The following is a 16,015-nucleotide window of genomic DNA, read 5'->3' on the forward strand; positions in this document are numbered from 1 at the left end:
GTCTTGCAGAGTTCCGAAGCGTCACGCCCCCGGCACGCTCACCACCCCGCCGCCGACACAGGCGCTGACACCTGTAGTGCCGGGGCAGGATGTCGCCATTCCCCGCGCAACCCGCACCGCCAGATGGGCAAAGGCCTGCGCCTCCAGCATATCGCCGTCCAGGCCTGCGTCCTCGACCGGTTTCACCGCACAATCCAGCGACACCCGCAGCATCTCCATCAGCACCGGATTATGGCGGCCGCCGCCGGTGACCAGCACCGCCTCCGGCGGCTCCGGGCAATGCTCCATCCCTTGCGCAACCGAGGCGGCGCACATCGCGATCAATGTCGCGGCCGCGTCAGCATCGCTCAGCTCGTTCACCAGCCCCACCATCTCGGCAAAGTCATTCCGGTCCAGTGACTTGGGCGGCATTCTTGCAAAATAGGGCTCGGCCAGAAACAGCTCCAGCGCGCCTGTCTCCACTTTGCCGGAGCGCGCAACCTTGCCATCCGCGTCCCAGGGAATGCCCAGCCGCTCCTGCACCAGATCATTGACCGGCGCATTGGCCGGGCCGGTGTCGAACGCCAGCAGCGCGCCCGGGTCCTCAGGCCGCTCGAACCGCGGATCCACATAGGTGAGGTTGCCGACCCCGCCCAGGTTCAGGAAACATAAGGGCCGCTCGGCGCCGATGTATTTCGCACAGGCAAAGTGAAAGAACGGCGCCAGCGGCGCGCCTTCGCCGCCCAGCGAGACATCATCCGAGCGGAAATCCCAGACCACCGGCTTGCGCAATCTCTCTGCCAGCGCCGCCCCGTCCCCCACCTGCAGCGTGCCTTGCAGCCGCGGCGCATGGGCCAGGGTCTGGCCGTGAAAGCCGATGATCTCCACGTCCTCGAAGCCTGCCAGCGCCGCCGCATGGGCCGCGTCGCAAACCCCGGCCGCCGCCTCGACCTCCGGCCCTGTCCATTTGCCCAGCCCGGCGCGCAGCACGCTGCGTTCCGCCACCGAATATTCGCGGTAACTGCTGGCGCCGAACCCGTGGATACGCGCGCCATCGGTGACGACAACAGCCGCATCCACCCCGTCCAGCGAGGTGCCGCTCATCGCCCCCAGCGCCCGCACCGCGCCTGTTTTTGCTATGGCCCTGCTCATGGCCTCTGCCCCTTTATAGGTTCCGGGCCGCCCCGCCCGTTCGCACGCCATGATACAGTGCTTATTTTGCCGGGAAAACAGGTTCCAACCGGCGCCAATGCGATTTATACGGCATGGTGCAAAACCTAGAGACCGAGGCATGTTATGACCTACACTCCCAAATCGGACTTCATCGCAGTGATGATGGAACGCGGGTTCCTCGCGGACTGCACCGATTATCAGGGGCTGGATGACGCCCTGCTCAGCGGTGTGCGCCCGGCCTATATCGGCTTTGACGCCACAGCCAAGTCATTGCACGTCGGCTCGCTGATCCAGATCATGATGCTGCGCTGGTTCCAGAAAACCGGCCACCAGCCGATCACCCTGATGGGTGGCGGCACCACCAAGGTGGGCGATCCCTCCTTCCGCGCCGATGAGCGCCCGCTGTTGACCGAGGCCCAGATCGACGACAATATTGCGGGCATCAAAAAGGTGTTCTCCGCCTACATCGACTTTGACAGCGACGCCCCCAACAAGGCGCTGATGCTGAACAACGCCGAATGGCTGGACGGATTGAACTACCTGGAATTCCTGCGCGACATCGGCCGCCACTTCTCGGTGAACCGGATGCTGTCGTTCGAAAGCGTGAAATCGCGCCTCGACCGCGAACAGTCGCTGTCGTTCCTCGAGTTCAATTACATGATCCTGCAGGCCTATGACTTCATGGAGCTGAACAACCGCTACGGCTGCATTCTGCAAATGGGCGGCTCGGACCAATGGGGCAACATCGTCAACGGCATCGACCTCACCCGCCGGGTGATCGACCATGAGGTCTATGGCCTCACCTCGCCGCTGCTGACCACCTCGGACGGCCGCAAGATGGGCAAAAGCCAAGGCGGTGCAATCTGGCTGAACGGCGAGATGCTGTCGCCTTACGAGTTCTGGCAGTTCTGGCGCAACACCACCGACGCCGACGTCGGCCGCTTCCTCAAGCTTTACACCGAGCTGCCGGTCGCTGAATGCGACCGCCTCGGCGCGCTGCAGGGCTCCGAGATCAACGAGGGCAAGGTGATCCTCGCCAACGAGGTGACCAAACTGCTGCACGGCGCCGATGCGGCAGCGGCGGCAGAAGCCACCGCACGCGAAGTGTTCGAGAAGGGCGGCGTCGGCGATGACCTCCCCACCCTGTCGCTGTCTTCGGCGGATCTGGGCGACGGAATGTCCATCGTGCAGCTGATCGTGAAATCCGGCCTCGCGAAATCGGGCAAGGACGCCAAGCGGCTGATTTCCGAAAACGGCGCCCGCATCGACGACCAGCCGCTCACCGATGCGGGCCTGATGATCGACGCAGGCGCGCTGTCTTCACCGATCAAGCTGAGCGCCGGCAAGAAACGCCACGCTCTGGTCCGGCTGGACGGCTGACGGCACTGCAGGATTTGCGGAAACCGGAGCCTTCCGGCACAGCCCGTCACGGTAAATGGTTCATATGAGCGATCACCGGGTTCGGAACGCAATCGCCGCTCCGAACCCGAGTGCCAGATGCTGCGGACCGGATGAGTGGCTGCTTTGGCGAATGGGCTTACCGCCCAGCGGCGGCGGTCTTGCCGTTTGAACTTTCAGGGCTGCTCCGGAACTGCCGTACCAGAAAGTCTATGAATGCGCGGGTTTTTGGCGCGAGGTTGCGCCTGTCAGCAAACATTACGACAATCTCGGTGCTTGACGGCGCGTATTCCGGCATGATCTGAACCAGCTCGCCGGACATGAATTTCTGTTCTGCCATGTAGCCGGGCAGCCGTGCGATACCCAAGCCGGCGAGCGCAGCGCGAAAGACGACGTCGGTGCTGTTTCCTTCAAAGTTCCCTGACGCTTCAAAGCTCTGACCGTTGTTTGGTTCCACGCTGTACCATGAATTGCGCCGGCCGGTGCCAGAAACCCTAAGGCAATTGTGCTCGGCCATTTCTGCAAAATTTGCCGGGGTTCCAAAGCGTTCAAGGTACGCGGGGGCTGCGCATAAAACCCGGCGGCTCTGCATGATGCGGCGAACCATGGTATCGGGGCTCTTGCGCTGTTCGGCAAAGCAAATGGCGGCGTCAAACCCCTCTGCCTGCAAATCGACGTCTCGATCTGTAAGGTCCAACAAAACTTGGACCTCCTTGTATTCTTTTAGGAATTTCGGCAGCGTGGGGATCAGTTGTGATTTCCCGAAAGCCACCGTTGACGCGACCCTGAGCTTGCCGCGCGGGGTGCCGTCAAGGTTCAAGATGAGGTCTTCGGCCTCTTTGAACTTGTCCGCCATCGCCTTGCATTTTTCGTAGAGGTTCTGGCCTTCCTGCGTCGGTGAAACACCAGTGCGGGTCCGGTTGAGCAGCCGGTACTGAACGCGATCCTCAAGCAACCCGATCTGTTTGCTGACCGCTGATGGTGTCTGCCCCATCGACCGTGCCGCAGCGGAGATGCTTCCCTGCTCGACCACTGTGGCGAAAATCAGCATTTGCGCAGAAATGTCCATGTCCTATCACCGTCTGTTCCTCCTTGGCACAGGGCCTGTGCCAATTTGAGAAGTTGTGAGCGCCAACAAAGACGCCTACCTCTGCAGTGCAGCAAAAATACTGCGCCGCAGCAATGAACGAGGTATCATGATGGCAATTACACGCTCGAGAAGTGGGCTGATGGTCGTATTGGATGCCAGCCGCACAATCATTCATCAAAACCGGGACAAATTGCGAAGCGCGAATACCCGGCGGAAAATCTATCGCACCACGTACCACGAACTCTCGGTGCTGAGCGACCGCGATCTGGTAGATTTGGGGATTCCCCGCAGCAGCATTCGAAGACTGGCACTGGAGGCAGCCTATGGCCAATAGCACGCAACCGGCCGGATCCGGCAACGGTCACACCAGCGCTCATTCGAGCGCACTGTCCAGATTTTTCTGGGGGGTTAGGACAAAAACTTTTGCAACTGCGAGATCCGTTGTGAAAACTCTCGAAACAGCCAGGATGATGTCGGTTCTCGCCGCCATGAATGATCAGCAGCTTACCCAGATTGGCATCTCGCGGTCCGACATTCCGCGGTACGCAGAATGGCTGATCTCGGACAAGTAGCACGGCAGGCAAGGAAATTCTTTGAGAAAGCATCCGGCCAAGAGTTTCCTCGCCGGATCACGTGAGAATTGCTGGTTCTCGCTCCTCCCAGAGTAAACCAGCATGAGCAGCGGCGATATAATCACCAACAGGGAACGCCAATGCTAGGGGCCAGCATCTTCACCTCCTCCCGAAGATGCTGGCTCACACTTTTCCTGCAGCCGGGGCGGCAACTCCATGCGCCACAAAAGAAATGATCAGGAATTAGCCGTGCGCCGCCTTTCCTCGGCAGACCTGGAGGGAATTTGCGGCCACTTTCGGCGGCTCGACGCCGGCTCCCGGCGCGCACGCTTTTGCGGGACCGTCAGCGATAATGGGATCACGAAATACGCCCTTAGCATCTTTCGCTACGACAGCCTTGTCTGTGGCGCATTCATTGACGGGCAATTAAGAGGCGTCGCTGAACTCCGTGGTGTCCTCCATTTTTGGCCTTCAACTACAGAGGCCGCCTTTTCTGTCGAACCCGATTGGCAAAACATTGGGATTGGTGATGCGCTGTTTGAGCGACTTATCTCAATGGCCCGGAACCGAAGTGTCCGGTCGATTCGGTTGATGTGCCTGAAGGAGAACAGCCTCATGAGGCATCTCGCGGTTAAGCACAACGCACAGCTGCATCTTGACCAGGATGCGGTTGAAGCCGTCCTGTATCCATACTGGCCGACACCGGCCTCCGTGGCGGCGGAATTCATCGGTGAAACCATGCGGATTACGCACTTATTTCTGGATGAACGGTCATTGGTGCAGCCGTGACGACCGGCAGCCAAGTCCGCAAATCGAAGAAAACGTGCCGGAGGCCGGTTTGCCAGGCACAGCTGGATACCCATTTCGCAAAATCCTGCTGTGCAGTTGAACGGCAGCTATCCGAGTGTGGCTGACGTAAGCTCTGCCCGGAATGCCTCCACAGTGGTCAGGTCCTGCACGCCCAGCCCCGAGAGGCAGGCGATTGTCGTCGCCCCCTTGCTGCGGATTTTCCCGGCCAGGACGGATCCGATCTCGGTCAGCGCATCCTCAACCAGCAGCTTTGCCGCGATCGCGCGGGCCGGTGCCCCATATTGGAGCGCCGAGGCCTTGGCATCGACAAAGACCTCGGCGTCTTTGAGCAGCGCCGGATCGATCTCGCATTTGGCCGTGTCATCCGATCCGACAGAGGTGATGTGCTGACCAGGCCTGATCCATCCGGCCTGTATCACCGGGTCTTTTGCGCCGGTTGCGGTGACGATCACATCGGCCCTGGCAACAGCCGTCGGCAGGTCGTGGGCCATTTGTACGGCCACCCCGGTCAGGCGCGCGCTCAATTCCTGACACAGCGCACCCGCTTTTGCACGATCCCGTCCCCAGATCTGCAGGGTCTTGATGGCGCGCACCGCAAGCAGGGCCTCGGCCTGCAACCGCGCCTGGGTTCCGGTCCCGACGATCAGCGCGGATCGGGCCGCCGCAGGCACCAACAGCCGCGCCACCAGGGCCCCTGCCGCCGCCGTTCGATAGTCCGATATCAGATGGTCGTCTTGCAGGATGGCCAGCGGCCTGCAGGTCTCGCTGTCGAAGACGGCAATCATGCCGCTGGAGGCCGGCGCGCCCCGGTCTGCCAGCACCTGCGACCATCCCGCCATTTTCACCGTGAAGATCGGACAACCGGGCAGGGCTGCAGACTTCACATGGATGTCAGCGCGGTCATTGGGGTGCAGAACATAGACCGGCGCCTGGGCGCTGCCGTCCGAGATCGCCCGAAAGGCCCGCTCCGCCGCCGGGATCAACCCCGTGATGCTCAGATGCGGGCGGATGGCATCCGGGCCGATGACCGGGATCATGGCGCAATCACTTCGCCACGGCCGACATAGGCGACCTCGCCCGCAACGGTGACCTTTTCGACGTCGTCCGGCCTGCCGAAAGCGGTCACGATGATCTCGCTCGGCCGGCCCATGAAATGGCCCTGTTTCAGGCAAAAGCTGCGGCCCGGCTCCGCCAGGCCATGTTTCACGGCATAGGCCCCGACCACACCCGCCGCGCTGCCGGTCGCGACATCCTCCATGATACCGTCGTTGTTCCAATGCCGGCCTTCAAAGGTATCCACATCGACCAGATAGGCAAACCCGGCCCCGAGACGATGGAGCGTCTGCTCCAGATCGGGAATGGTAATCCGCGCCTGCTGCAACCCTCCGGCGGCGGGAACGACGAGGTATTTCAGGCCGGTGGAAATCACTTCCAACGGGAATTCCGCCAATCGATCGAGGTTAAAGGCGCGGGCAATACCTGCCCGTTCCTGCGCATCGACCGTGCGGATCATCTCCGGCCTTCCCTGATCCAGCCTGCCGATGAAGCGCCCATCCCGATGCTCGGTCGAGACGCTGACCGCGCGCCCGCCTTGCAGGCGAAAGGTCCACTCCCGCTTGTCCTCGGCGCCCTGCTCCCGGTACGCCAGCTCCCTGTGCAGAGTACAAGCGGCGCCGATGATCGGGTGGCCGGCAAAGGGCAGTTCCTCGAAAAGATCAAAGACCCGGGCAGAGATCTGACCGTTCTCCTCGCTCAGGAAGATCGATTCAAAGTGCCGCATCTCCTGGGTTATGGTCAGCATCTGCGCGGCGCTCAGCCCCGCACAGCCGGTGAACACTGCCAGACTGTTGCCGGAATAGCGGCTGGCCGCGAAAACATCGCAGTGGATGAAGTTGAGGGGCGTCCTGGAATGTGACATAAGGGACCTGCATAGTGAGGAGTCTATATAGTTGAATAGCTATACACCAGAGATCTACCTGTCAACCGCCCAGGAGCTGCGCGCCCTGGCGCACGAGAACCGGTTGCGCATCCTGCATTGGCTTGCGGATCCCACAGCTCATTTCCCGCCGCAGGTCGATGGCGATCTGGTCTCAGACGGGGTCTGCGTCGGCTTCATCACCGAGAAGATCGGATTGAAACAGCCGACGGTGACCAAACACATGCAGATCCTGCAAGAGGCCGGCATGGTCGAAAGCAAGAAGATCAAGAACTGGGTTTTCTACAAGCTGCGCGCAGACCGGATCGACGATGTGCTTGGAAAAGTGGGCCAGATGTACTGAGACCGGACATCGATATAGCCTGCAGCGAAAGGCAGGATTGTCTTCACTGCTGCTCTTCGGGATTCGGGGGCTCCCGGCGAATTCTTCGGGAGTAATCTGCGGCTTGGGGCCCTCTGTTTATGTGATCCTGATCTGCATCTGCACCATTTGCTGCAAAGGGCTGGCCTTCCGGCTCCCTTTTTTTTCGCAATTGCAGGCTCCTCCGCCCCCGCCCAGCCCCATCCGGGACCAAGCCTCAGTATTCGGGCCAATCGCCGCGGTGCCGCGCCGCGCAGCGGCGCCCGGCCCAAGGCCGTCAAGGGACTGCGGCGCAGCCACTGCACCTGCGGGCGCGGTCGGTTTTCCGGCGTCAGAAAACAACCGTATCCAGCAGCGTCAGCAGAAGAAACACCGGCACCGACAGACCGATTGCAATCAGCAGCGCCGCTGCTTTGGTCATCCGGGGGGCCGCCGCCGCCTGCCCCATGATCTGTTTTGACTGTTTCATGGCTTCATTAACCCTCATTTAGGTTTCCAGCGTGTTAATGGGAAACATGTTTGATGCCTCTCCGGTTCCCTCCCCGCCCTGCGGCAAAATTGCACTTCGCCCCCGTGCGCTGCAGCAATCGGCCGAATTTGCCCGCGCCCTGGCCGCCTGCGGGCAGGTGCCGGTGATGCTGCCGCAGCTGCAGGACATGCTGGTGCTGCGCCGCCGCCTGCCGGGCGGGCTGCCGCTGGCGATGGTGAACCGCGCCGCCATTCCGGACCCCGGCGCCCTGCGCGCGGCGCTGCAGGACCACGGGCTGGGCCGCACCCCGCTGATCCTGTCGCCCGAAACGCCGGCGCCCGGCCTTTCCCGCCTCGGCGCGGTGCCGCTTGTCACCCCGGCGCATGCGGCGCTTTGGGACCTGACCGGCGATCCCGGGCAGCGCCGGGCCGCCCTGCATCAGAAATGGCGCAACCGGCTGAACCACGGTGAAACCCAGGGCCTGCGCCTCACCCGCCAGAACCTGCCGCACGACCCGCGCCACTGGTTGTTCGCAGCCGACGCCAAACAGCAAACCGCCCGCGGCTACCGCAGCTGGCCCATTCACCTCACCCTCGCCTATGCGCGCGAGAACAAGGGCCGGGCCAAGCTGTTCCAGGCCTTCGAAGGCAAGGATCCGGTCGCCGCCATCCTGATCCTCACCCATGGCAGCGCTGCCACCTACCACATCGCCCATACCACCGCGCGCGGCAAACGGCTCAGCGCCCACCCCCTGCTGCTGTGGGAGGCTGCGGGCTGGCTTGCCGCCAAGGGCATCTGCCGCCTCGACCTCGGCCTCATCAACACCGGGCGCGCCGCCGGCCTTGCCCGTTTCAAACTCGGCACCGGCGCCAAGGCACACCGTTTGGGCGGAACCTGGGGCCTGTGGCCGCCTTTGGGCCGCCTTTTGCAGCCGCTGGCGCTGCTGGACCGGCGGCTGATGGGCGGCTGATGCGCGCCTGACCGCCCCGCGACGTCCCGTCCCGCTGGACAGATGCCGACCGCCCCGATTATATGAACACATGTTCAGATAACCGGGAGGAGCCCCGCTCATGAAACTTGCAGACACCGCTGCCATTGTCACCGGCGCCGCCTCGGGCCTGGGCGAGGCCACCGCCCGCTACTTTGCCGAACAAGGCGCCCAGGTCACCATCCTGGACCGCGACGCCGCCCGCGGCGCCCAGGTGGCGCAAGAAATCGGCGGGCATTTCGCCCAGACCGATGTCACCAGCGAGGAAGCGGTTGCGGCCGCCATCGCCCACGCCGCCGATAAGATGGGCAGGATCACGGCTTGCGTGAACTGCGCCGGCATCGCCATCGGCGCCAAGACCGTGGGCAAGGACGGCCCGCATCCGCTGGATGCCTACCGCCGCACCATCGACATCAATCTGGTCGGCACCTTCAACGTCGCCCGCCTTGCCGCCGTCGAGATTGCCAAGAACACGCCGGACGCGGACAATGCCCGCGGCGTGATCATCAATACCGCCTCGATTGCCGCCTTTGACGGGCAAAAAGGCCAGGCGGCTTATGCAGCCTCCAAGGGCGGCGTGGCCGGCATGTGCCTGCCGATGGCCCGCGATCTTGCGTCTTCGGGCATCCGGGTGATGACCATCGCACCGGGCATCTTCATGACCCCGATGCTGGCGGGCCTGCCGGAAGAGGTGCAGCAGCAGCTCGCCGCAGACGTCCCCAACCCGGCCCGCCTGGGCGACCCGCGCGAATACGGCCGCCTGGCCGGCTTCATCGTCGAGATGGGCTATTTGAACGGCGAGGTCATCCGCATCGACGGCGCCCTGCGCATGCGGTGATTCCCCAGCCGCTGATTGCGGGTCAAGGAGTGATCAAGCGCCCTGGAAACGCTCCGGGGGAGCGTTTCGCCTGCCAACGGGCGGAGCCCTAAGCCGCCGTGCGCAGCACGGTTCATCCTTGCGGCGCAACCAGCGGTCGTCATGCCCGCTTTGGCGCCTTCAGGGCAGACCTGCCCCTGAAGCGCGTCTCAGCCGGGACTTCCGGCGGTGCGCAGCGGCACCATGCCCGCGCCCGCAGCAGCACTGCCCCCGGTTGACAATCCCTGCCGCCAGCCGTTCACTCCCGGTCAGGAGGCCCCATGACCCTGACTGAACGGCAGAAAATGCAGGCTGGCGACTGGTACTGTTGCCAGGACAGCGAACTGGATGTGTTGCGGCACCGGGCCCGCGTTGCGGTGCATCAGCACAACACCGCCCCGCCGGATCCCGCCGCGCAGCTCAGCCCTCCGCTGGCCGGTCTCTTCGCCGCCCACGGCGAAAACTGCCTGGTCGAGGCGCCCTTCCACTGCGCCTATGGCCTCAACATCACCCTGGGCCGCAATGTCTACCTGAACGCGGGCTGCACCATTCTGGACACCGCGCCGGTCACCATCGGCGACGGCACCATGCTGGGGCCGAATGTGCAGATCTACTGCGCCCAGCACCACAAGGACAGGGATTTGCGCGTGCAAGGGCTGGAGATTGCCCGCCCGGTCACCCTGGGGGCAGAGGTCTGGATCGGCGGCGGCGCCATCCTGATGCCGGGCGTTACCATCGGCAATGGCGCCATCGTCGGAGCGGGCGCGGTGGTGACCAGGGACGTTCCGGCAGGAGGTACCGTGGCAGGCAACCCGGCCCGGCCTCTGACCGGGTAATCAAACGGTAAAGCCAGCGCCCGCCGCCTTAACCCGCGCGTCACATTTCCTGATGAATTCCAAAGCTTTACGTCAGTGTCTTTGACCAAATGTTTCGCGCGCGAAACATTTGGTCAGACGTGCTGACCTAACCGGGACAACCGCCTCAGCCTTCGGCTTTTTCTTCCAGCAGCAGCCATTCCTCCTCAGCTGCGGCCAGCTTCTCCTGCCGCTCCACCAGCGCCTCGGTGGCCTTCTTGAACTTCACCGGTTCGCGGCTGAACAGCCCGGGATCCGCCATCAGCTCCTGCAGCTTGGCAATCTCCGCTTCCAGCCGTTCGATCTCCCCCGGCAGCGCCTCCAGCCGGTGCTTTTCCTTGAAGCTCAGCCCGTCCTTGGGCTGGCTTTCCTGCTTCGGCTTCGGCTTGGCAGGCTTCACCTTTTCTGCCTTGTCCGCAACGTCCAGCGGGCCGCGCTGCGCCAGGTAGTCGCTCCAGCCGCCGGCGTAAGCCGTGGCCCTGCCGTTGCCTTCCATCGCGATGGTGGTGGTCGCCACCCGGTCCAGAAAATCCCGGTCGTGGCTCACCAGCAGAACGGTGCCGTCGTAATTATCAAGCAGCTCCTGCAGCAGGTCCAGCGTCTCTACATCCAGGTCGTTGGTCGGCTCATCAAGCACCAGCAGGTTCGAGGACCGCGCCATCAGCCGCGCCAGCAAAAGCCGCGCCTTCTCGCCGCCTGACAGGGACCGCACCGGCGCCCGCGCCTGGCGTTCGTCAAACAGGAATTCCTTCAGGTAGCCGACAACATGTTTCGGCTGGCCGCGCACCATCACCTGATCCGCCTTGCCGGAAATCCCCAGCAGGGGATCGGCGGTCAGGTTGTCCCACAGGGTCGAGTCGCCATCCAGCTGATCCCGCGTCTGATCAAACAGCGCCAGCTCCAGATTGGTGCCTTGCTTCACCGATCCGGAATCCGGCTCTTCCAGCCCCAGCAGCATCTTCAGCAGCGTGGTCTTGCCCGCGCCATTGGGCCCGACAAAGGCCACCCGGTCGCCGCGCTGCACCTTCAGCGAGAAATCCTGCACGATCTGCTTGCCGCCAAAAGCCTTGCCCAGCCCCTCGGCCTCAATCACCTTGCGGCCCGATTTCGGCCCCGCATCCAGCGCCATCTCGGCCGCCCCCTGGCGCTTGATCTGGCCGGCGCGTTCGGATTTCAGATCCTGCAGCGCCCGCACCCGGCCCATGTTGCGCTTGCGGCGGGCGGAAATCCCCTCCACCGCCCAGCGGCTTTCGGATTTGATCAGCCGGTTCAGCTTGTGCCGCTGCTGGTCTTCCTCCTCCCACTGCTTGTCGCGCCAGGCCTCGAAATGCTCAAACCCCTTTTCCTGACGGCGCACCTCGCCGCGGTCCACCCACAGCGTTGCCCGGGTCAGCGCCCGCAGAAAGGCGCGGTCGTGCGAGATCAGCACAAACGCCGCGCGGGTGGCCTTCAGCTCATTCTCCAGCCAGGTGATCGCCTCGATGTCCAGATGGTTGGTCGGCTCGTCCAGCAGCATCAGATCCGGCGCCTCGGCCATCAGCTTGGCCAGCGCTGCGCGGCGCCGCTCACCGCCGGATGCGGTTTCCACGGGGCGCGCCGGGTCGAACTTCAGCCCTTCGCCCGCGCGCTCCACCTTGTACATCTCGCCGGGATCCAGCGCGCTGGCGGCAAAATCGCCAAGCGTGGCAAAGCCCGTCATCTGCGGATCCTGCTCCATATAGCCCACCGATTTGCCCGGCGGCACCACGATGGAGCCCTTATCCGCTTCAACAATCCCCGCCATCACCTTCATCAGGGTGGATTTTCCCGACCCGTTACGGCCCACCAGGGCGACGCGGTCGCCGGGCTGAACCACCAGATCAAGATCGGAAAAAACCGGATCGCCCCCAAAGGTGAGGGAAATGCCGGACATCTGCAAAAGAGGAATACGTGCCATGCCAGCCAGCTACCCCGGCGGCAGAATCGCGTCAACGCTGCTTCTTCATCTTTTCAAAAATACTCATTTCTACCCGGCAGCGGCCCTGAGACGCCGCTTGCGGGCAGCCGGAATTGCCGCAATCTCCAGCCCGGTGAACACATGCAGCGTGTTCATACGGGCATCCACAACCGCATGGTCGCTGACCCAGCCGCCCATCACCAGATAGGTCCGCAGCAGCGGCGGCATCCGAAGCATCGCCAGTTTCGGGTCCGGCCTGGGCCGCAGCCCGGCGGCAAAGCGGAACACATCGGGCGCCTTGACCCCCGGCAGCCAGCATGGCGGTGCCAGATGGCGGTGCTTCAGCATGGCAAAGGTGTCAAGGTATTCCGCCGCCGAGGTGCCGGCAAAGGACGAGCAGCCAAACAGCATCTGCACATCCTTTGCATCGACCAGGGCAGTTACCGCCCCCCAGGCGACGCGCAGGATGTCCGCACTGTGCTGATCGGGATGGATGCAGAACCGGCCCAGCTCCGCCATCCGGCCGCGGAATGCCCGCAGCCCTTCCAGATCGTAGAACTGCGCCGAATAACTGCGGCCCAGCTCGGCGCCGCTTTCCAGCAGCAGCAACCGGAAACAGCAGACCAGACTGCCGGTCCGCGCCTCCTCCACCAGCACATGCATGCAGGCCGCGTCGTAAGCGTCGCAATCGGCGGCGCCGGTCCGGAAGCACAGGGTGCGCAGCGCCTGCGCCGCAGCCACATCCGCCGGCCCCGCCGCCAGGCGGGCACGGTAACACCCTTTGTGCAGAAGCACGTCCGGCTCCGCTGCCATTGCGGCCTCCCCCTTTTCCGGCTCAGCCCTTAGCATAAGCGCTGTGACACCCCGGTGAAGCCCGCTGGACCGGCTGCCGCCAGCCTTACTGGTCCTGCAGGAACTGATCGGGGCCGAAGTTGCCCAGGCTGCCCAGAAGCTGGCGCAGGAACGTGCTGTCCTGCACGCTGGAGCTGGTCACCCGGCGTTCCAGCGGCACCACCTTGCCGTCTTCCAGGCTGAACCGCTCGACCCCCTGCACCACCCCGGCGGCGTCAAAGCTGATCGCGACCAGATCACGGGCCACCGGTTTCGGGGCGGCGGCGCCGTAGTGGCGGAAACGGGTCGCAACATAATAGTAGCCGCTGTCGTTCAGCACCCCGGTCGAGGACGGGATGCCAACGCTTTCGGCCACCGAATCCCGGGTATCGATCCCTGGCACCACTTCGGCCAGCTGATCCGGTGTGGGCACATACCCGTGCTTGCGGTAGACTGACGAGCAGGCCGCCAGCGCCAGCCCCGCCGCGGCAAAAACAGCCCCGCGCAGAACGGACTTGAAGTGAAATGCCTTAGCAACCATGACTGCCCCCCGGCCATTGCCGCAATGCGCGGCTTGAATACGTCTTTGAACCCGATTACCTAATGACCGCTTCCGGTTCAAGAAACGAAAGTCCCCGATTATGTCTGAGAGCACCGCAGTGCGGGTGGCGGATCTGCCGCAAAACGCCCCGACCGCCTTTGAAATCACCCCGGATAAAGCCGAGCTGGCCGCGCTGGCGGCTGAACTGGGGGTGAACGCGCTGCGCAAGCTGCGCTTTACCGGGGAGATCAGGGCGCGCGGCAAACGCGACTGGCAGCTGACCGGATCCTTGGGGGCAACCGTGGTGCAGGACTGCGTGGTGACGCTGGAGCCGGTGACCACCCGGATCGAGGAAAAAGTCCGCCGCACCTACCTGTCCCGTATGGAGATCCCCGGCGAAGACGAGGTGGAAATGCCCGAGGATGACAGCACCGAGCCGCTTGGCAGCCATATCGACCCGGGCGCCGTGATGGCTGAGGCGCTGGCGCTGCATATCCCCACCTACCCGCGCAAAGAGGGCGCCGAGCTGGGCGAAGCGGTCTATACCAAACCCGGCGCCAAGCCGATGCGCGACGAGGACGCCCGCCCCTTCGCCGGTCTTGGCGCGCTGCGCGGACTGCTGAAAGACGAAGACTAAGCCGGAATTTGCGCGCTTGCGGAAATTGCATCTGGAACCTGTGGCGGCGCTGCCCTAAAAAACATCTTGCGCCGCCGGGGATTCGCAGTATTTTCGCGCGCTCATCGGAATTTTTGGTTGGACAATGTTTGGGCAGGCGCCTAAACGCACGTCAGACTGATCGAACAGAACGCAATCGCGCCGCGGGGAGTGCCCCAAGGCCCAAACAGACAAAGGTTGAGACATGGCCGTCCAACAGAATAAAGTATCCAAATCGCGCCGCAACAACCGCCGCGCGCACGATGCACTGGTTGCTGCAAACCCGAACGAATGCGGCAACTGCGGCGAGCTGAAGCGCCCGCATCACGTATGCCCCTCCTGCGGCCATTACGACGACAAGGAAATCGTCGCAGCGGCTGACGAAATCGAGATCGACGAAGACGCGGCATAAGCCACGGACAGGATCTGATGCCAGGCAGGCTTTCGCATGACGGGTAAACCCGATCAAAATCAGGCAAAAGCCGGCCGCATCACCATTTCCGTTGACGCCATGGGCGGAGACGCCGGCCCCGCTGTTGTGGTGGCCGGCATTGCCATGTCGGCGGAAAAGAACCCGGATATCGGGTTTATCCTGCACGGCCCCGCCGAACAGCTGAAACCGCTGGTCGCCAGGAAACGCACCCTTGAGGGTCGCGTCGAGATCCGCGATGTCCGCGACGTTGTCACGATGGAGGACAAACCCTCCCAGGTGATGCGCAACGGCAAGGGCACCTCGATGTGGTCGGCGCTGGATGCGATCAAGAACGGCGAGGCGGCAGGCGCTGTGTCCTGCGGCAACACCGGCGCGCTGATGGCGCTCAGCATGCTGCGCCTTCGCAAGCTGCCGGGCGTCAACCGGCCTGCCATTGCGATCCTGTGGCCGTCGCTGAACCCGCAGGGTTTCAACGTGATGCTGGATGTCGGCGCCGACGTGAAGGCGGACGCCGAAGATCTGCTGCAATATGCGCTGATGGGCACCTCCTACGTGCGCAATTCCATGGATATCGCCCGCCCCCGGGTCGGCTTGCTGAACGTGGGCACCGAAGAGCACAAGGGCAGCGCCGTGCTGAAAGAGGCGCATGCGCTGATCGCGGGTCATGCCGCACAGGCAAATTACGAATTCACCGGCTTTGTCGAAGGCAGCGACATTCCGGGCGATACCGCAGATGTGATTGTCACTGACGGCTTTACAGGCAATGTGGCGATCAAGACCGGCGAAGGCACCGCGCGGGTGATGCGCACCGCCTTGCGGGAAGCCTTTGAATACTCGTTTCTGTCCAGGATTGCCGCCGTTCTGGCGATGACCTCGCTGAAACGGCTGTCCAAACGGATGGATCCCCGGCGCGTCAACGGCGGCGTCTTCCTGGGGCTGAACGGCACTGTGGTCAAATCCCACGGCGGCGCTGATGCCATGGGGGTTTCCGCAGCGGTCAAGCTGGCATTCCGGCTGGCACAGCATGGATTCGCCGAAAAGCTGGCGGCACGGGTTGCATCTGCCGGTGCGCATACCCAAGATGATACTGCCCCCCGCGGGATGCGGGCGGCCACCGAAAAAGATTAAAATAG

19 protein-coding genes are annotated in these 16,015 nt (G+C 63.4%); 11 read left to right on the forward strand and 8 right to left on the reverse strand.

Annotated features, from left to right (window positions below; translation table 11 throughout):
- Window positions 1–21: 21 nt before the first annotated feature.
- Window positions 22–1,131: an anhydro-N-acetylmuramic acid kinase gene (locus METH_RS10330; RefSeq protein ID WP_024090411.1), complete on the reverse strand. Its 1,110-nt coding sequence runs from the start codon at window positions 1,129–1,131 to the stop codon at window positions 22–24.
- A gap of 144 nt (window positions 1,132–1,275) precedes the next feature.
- Between METH_RS10330 and tyrS the strand changes: the two genes are divergently transcribed.
- Window positions 1,276–2,532, forward strand: a complete 1,257-nt coding sequence (gene tyrS, locus METH_RS10335; protein WP_024090412.1) for a tyrosine--tRNA ligase — start codon at window positions 1,276–1,278, stop codon at window positions 2,530–2,532.
- A gap of 157 nt (window positions 2,533–2,689) precedes the next feature.
- Here the strand turns inward: tyrS and METH_RS10340 are convergent, their stop codons facing one another.
- A complete protein-coding gene (locus tag METH_RS10340; RefSeq protein WP_024090413.1) occupies window positions 2,690–3,619 on the reverse strand; it encodes a LysR family transcriptional regulator in 930 nt (309 codons plus the stop codon).
- Window positions 3,620–3,674: 55 nt separating this feature from the next.
- Between METH_RS10340 and METH_RS23125 the strand changes: the two genes are divergently transcribed.
- From METH_RS23125 to METH_RS10350, 3 genes are all read left to right on the forward strand, one after another.
- A complete protein-coding gene (locus tag METH_RS23125) occupies window positions 3,675–3,974 on the forward strand; it encodes a YjiS-like domain-containing protein (RefSeq protein WP_245602879.1) in 300 nt (99 codons plus the stop codon).
- A gap of 109 nt (window positions 3,975–4,083) precedes the next feature.
- Window positions 4,084–4,212: a DUF1127 domain-containing protein gene (locus METH_RS24315; RefSeq protein WP_169731241.1), complete on the forward strand. Its 129-nt coding sequence runs from the start codon at window positions 4,084–4,086 to the stop codon at window positions 4,210–4,212.
- Window positions 4,213–4,428: 216 nt separating this feature from the next.
- The gene (locus tag METH_RS10350; protein ID WP_052348695.1) at window positions 4,429–5,001 is read left to right on the forward strand and encodes a GNAT family N-acetyltransferase; all 573 of its coding nucleotides are present in this window, start codon (window positions 4,429–4,431) and stop codon (window positions 4,999–5,001) included.
- Window positions 5,002–5,108: 107 nt separating this feature from the next.
- On the opposite strand, the gene METH_RS10355 is transcribed toward METH_RS10350, so the two are convergent.
- Together METH_RS10355 and METH_RS10360 are read right to left on the reverse strand one after the other, a co-directional pair.
- On the reverse strand, window positions 5,109–6,059 hold the full coding sequence (locus METH_RS10355) for an ornithine cyclodeaminase family protein (protein ID WP_024090417.1): 951 nt from the start codon (window positions 6,057–6,059) through the stop codon (window positions 5,109–5,111).
- Complete coding sequence (locus METH_RS10360; RefSeq protein WP_044008389.1) at window positions 6,056–6,940, reverse strand: PhzF family phenazine biosynthesis protein; 885 nt, start codon at window positions 6,938–6,940, stop codon at window positions 6,056–6,058. The genes METH_RS10355 and METH_RS10360 overlap by 4 nt, the downstream gene beginning before the upstream one ends.
- 31 nt (window positions 6,941–6,971) lie before the next feature.
- On the opposite strand from METH_RS10360, the gene METH_RS10365 reads away from it, so the two are divergent.
- On the forward strand, window positions 6,972–7,301 hold the full coding sequence (locus METH_RS10365; RefSeq protein WP_024090419.1) for an ArsR/SmtB family transcription factor: 330 nt from the start codon (window positions 6,972–6,974) through the stop codon (window positions 7,299–7,301).
- 349 nt (window positions 7,302–7,650) lie between these two features.
- On the opposite strand, the gene METH_RS24320 is transcribed toward METH_RS10365, so the two are convergent.
- A complete protein-coding gene (locus METH_RS24320; RefSeq protein ID WP_024090421.1) occupies window positions 7,651–7,788 on the reverse strand; it encodes a hypothetical protein in 138 nt (45 codons plus the stop codon).
- 46 nt (window positions 7,789–7,834) lie between these two features.
- Between METH_RS24320 and METH_RS10375 the strand changes: the two genes are divergently transcribed.
- The 3 genes from METH_RS10375 (at window position 7,835) to METH_RS10385 (ending at window position 10,468) form a co-directional block, all read left to right on the forward strand.
- On the forward strand, window positions 7,835–8,758 hold the full coding sequence (locus tag METH_RS10375) for a GNAT family N-acetyltransferase (protein WP_024090422.1): 924 nt from the start codon (window positions 7,835–7,837) through the stop codon (window positions 8,756–8,758).
- A 100-nt stretch (window positions 8,759–8,858) separates the two neighbouring features.
- On the forward strand, window positions 8,859–9,614 hold the full coding sequence (locus METH_RS10380; protein ID WP_024090423.1) for an SDR family NAD(P)-dependent oxidoreductase: 756 nt from the start codon (window positions 8,859–8,861) through the stop codon (window positions 9,612–9,614).
- 299 nt (window positions 9,615–9,913) lie between these two features.
- Window positions 9,914–10,468, forward strand: a complete 555-nt coding sequence (locus METH_RS10385; protein ID WP_024090424.1) for a sugar O-acetyltransferase — start codon at window positions 9,914–9,916, stop codon at window positions 10,466–10,468.
- Window positions 10,469–10,613: 145 nt separating this feature from the next.
- Here METH_RS10385 and METH_RS10390 read toward each other — a convergent pair whose 3' ends face one another.
- From METH_RS10390 to METH_RS10400, 3 genes are all read right to left on the reverse strand, one after another.
- Complete coding sequence (locus METH_RS10390) at window positions 10,614–12,422, reverse strand: ABC-F family ATP-binding cassette domain-containing protein (protein WP_044008391.1); 1,809 nt, start codon at window positions 12,420–12,422, stop codon at window positions 10,614–10,616.
- 69 nt (window positions 12,423–12,491) lie between these two features.
- Complete coding sequence (locus tag METH_RS10395; RefSeq protein ID WP_044008392.1) at window positions 12,492–13,235, reverse strand: GNAT family N-acetyltransferase; 744 nt, start codon at window positions 13,233–13,235, stop codon at window positions 12,492–12,494.
- A gap of 85 nt (window positions 13,236–13,320) precedes the next feature.
- Complete coding sequence (locus METH_RS10400; protein ID WP_024090427.1) at window positions 13,321–13,794, reverse strand: outer membrane protein assembly factor BamE; 474 nt, start codon at window positions 13,792–13,794, stop codon at window positions 13,321–13,323.
- Between the two features lie 100 nt (window positions 13,795–13,894).
- Between METH_RS10400 and METH_RS10405 the strand changes: the two genes are divergently transcribed.
- The 3 genes from METH_RS10405 to plsX all read left to right on the forward strand — a co-directional run bounded on the left by METH_RS10405 (window position 13,895) and on the right by plsX (window position 16,010).
- The gene (locus tag METH_RS10405; protein ID WP_024090428.1) at window positions 13,895–14,431 is read left to right on the forward strand and encodes a YceD family protein; all 537 of its coding nucleotides are present in this window, start codon (window positions 13,895–13,897) and stop codon (window positions 14,429–14,431) included.
- A 223-nt stretch (window positions 14,432–14,654) separates the two neighbouring features.
- Complete coding sequence (rpmF, locus tag METH_RS10410; RefSeq protein ID WP_008558107.1) at window positions 14,655–14,861, forward strand: 50S ribosomal protein L32; 207 nt, start codon at window positions 14,655–14,657, stop codon at window positions 14,859–14,861.
- Window positions 14,862–14,897: 36 nt separating this feature from the next.
- Window positions 14,898–16,010 carry a phosphate acyltransferase PlsX gene (plsX, locus tag METH_RS10415; RefSeq protein ID WP_024090429.1) on the forward strand — a complete coding sequence of 371 codons (1,113 nt, stop codon included), beginning with the start codon at window positions 14,898–14,900 and terminating at the stop codon, window positions 16,008–16,010.
- The last annotated feature ends 5 nt before the right edge of the window (window positions 16,011–16,015 follow it).

Origin of the sequence: Leisingera methylohalidivorans DSM 14336, from assembly GCF_000511355.1 — a bacterium.
Taxonomy (GTDB): domain Bacteria; phylum Pseudomonadota; class Alphaproteobacteria; order Rhodobacterales; family Rhodobacteraceae; genus Leisingera; species Leisingera methylohalidivorans.

Excerpts from the sequence above, each read along its gene's own strand:
- METH_RS10330 (WP_024090411.1), bottom strand. The coding sequence starts at position 1,131 with ATGAGCAGGGCCATAGCAAAAACAGGCGCGGTGCGGGCGCTGGGGGCG.
- tyrS (WP_024090412.1), top strand. The coding sequence starts at position 1,276 with ATGACCTACACTCCCAAATCGGACTTCATCGCAGTGATGATGGAACGC.
- METH_RS10340 (WP_024090413.1), bottom strand. The coding sequence starts at position 3,619 with ATGGACATTTCTGCGCAAATGCTGATTTTCGCCACAGTGGTCGAGCAG.
- METH_RS10350 (WP_052348695.1), top strand. The coding sequence starts at position 4,429 with ATGCGCCACAAAAGAAATGATCAGGAATTAGCCGTGCGCCGCCTTTCC.
- METH_RS10355 (WP_024090417.1), bottom strand. The coding sequence starts at position 6,059 with ATGATCCCGGTCATCGGCCCGGATGCCATCCGCCCGCATCTGAGCATC.
- METH_RS10360 (WP_044008389.1), bottom strand. The coding sequence starts at position 6,940 with ATGTCACATTCCAGGACGCCCCTCAACTTCATCCACTGCGATGTTTTC.
- METH_RS24320 (WP_024090421.1), bottom strand. The coding sequence starts at position 7,788 with ATGAAACAGTCAAAACAGATCATGGGGCAGGCGGCGGCGGCCCCCCGG.
- METH_RS10375 (WP_024090422.1), top strand. The coding sequence starts at position 7,835 with ATGTTTGATGCCTCTCCGGTTCCCTCCCCGCCCTGCGGCAAAATTGCA.
- METH_RS10380 (WP_024090423.1), top strand. The coding sequence starts at position 8,859 with ATGAAACTTGCAGACACCGCTGCCATTGTCACCGGCGCCGCCTCGGGC.
- METH_RS10385 (WP_024090424.1), top strand. The coding sequence starts at position 9,914 with ATGACCCTGACTGAACGGCAGAAAATGCAGGCTGGCGACTGGTACTGT.
- METH_RS10390 (WP_044008391.1), bottom strand. The coding sequence starts at position 12,422 with ATGGCACGTATTCCTCTTTTGCAGATGTCCGGCATTTCCCTCACCTTT.
- METH_RS10395 (WP_044008392.1), bottom strand. The coding sequence starts at position 13,235 with ATGGCAGCGGAGCCGGACGTGCTTCTGCACAAAGGGTGTTACCGTGCC.
- METH_RS10400 (WP_024090427.1), bottom strand. The coding sequence starts at position 13,794 with ATGGTTGCTAAGGCATTTCACTTCAAGTCCGTTCTGCGCGGGGCTGTT.
- METH_RS10405 (WP_024090428.1), top strand. The coding sequence starts at position 13,895 with ATGTCTGAGAGCACCGCAGTGCGGGTGGCGGATCTGCCGCAAAACGCC.
- rpmF (WP_008558107.1), top strand. The coding sequence starts at position 14,655 with ATGGCCGTCCAACAGAATAAAGTATCCAAATCGCGCCGCAACAACCGC.
- plsX (WP_024090429.1), top strand. The coding sequence starts at position 14,898 with ATGACGGGTAAACCCGATCAAAATCAGGCAAAAGCCGGCCGCATCACC.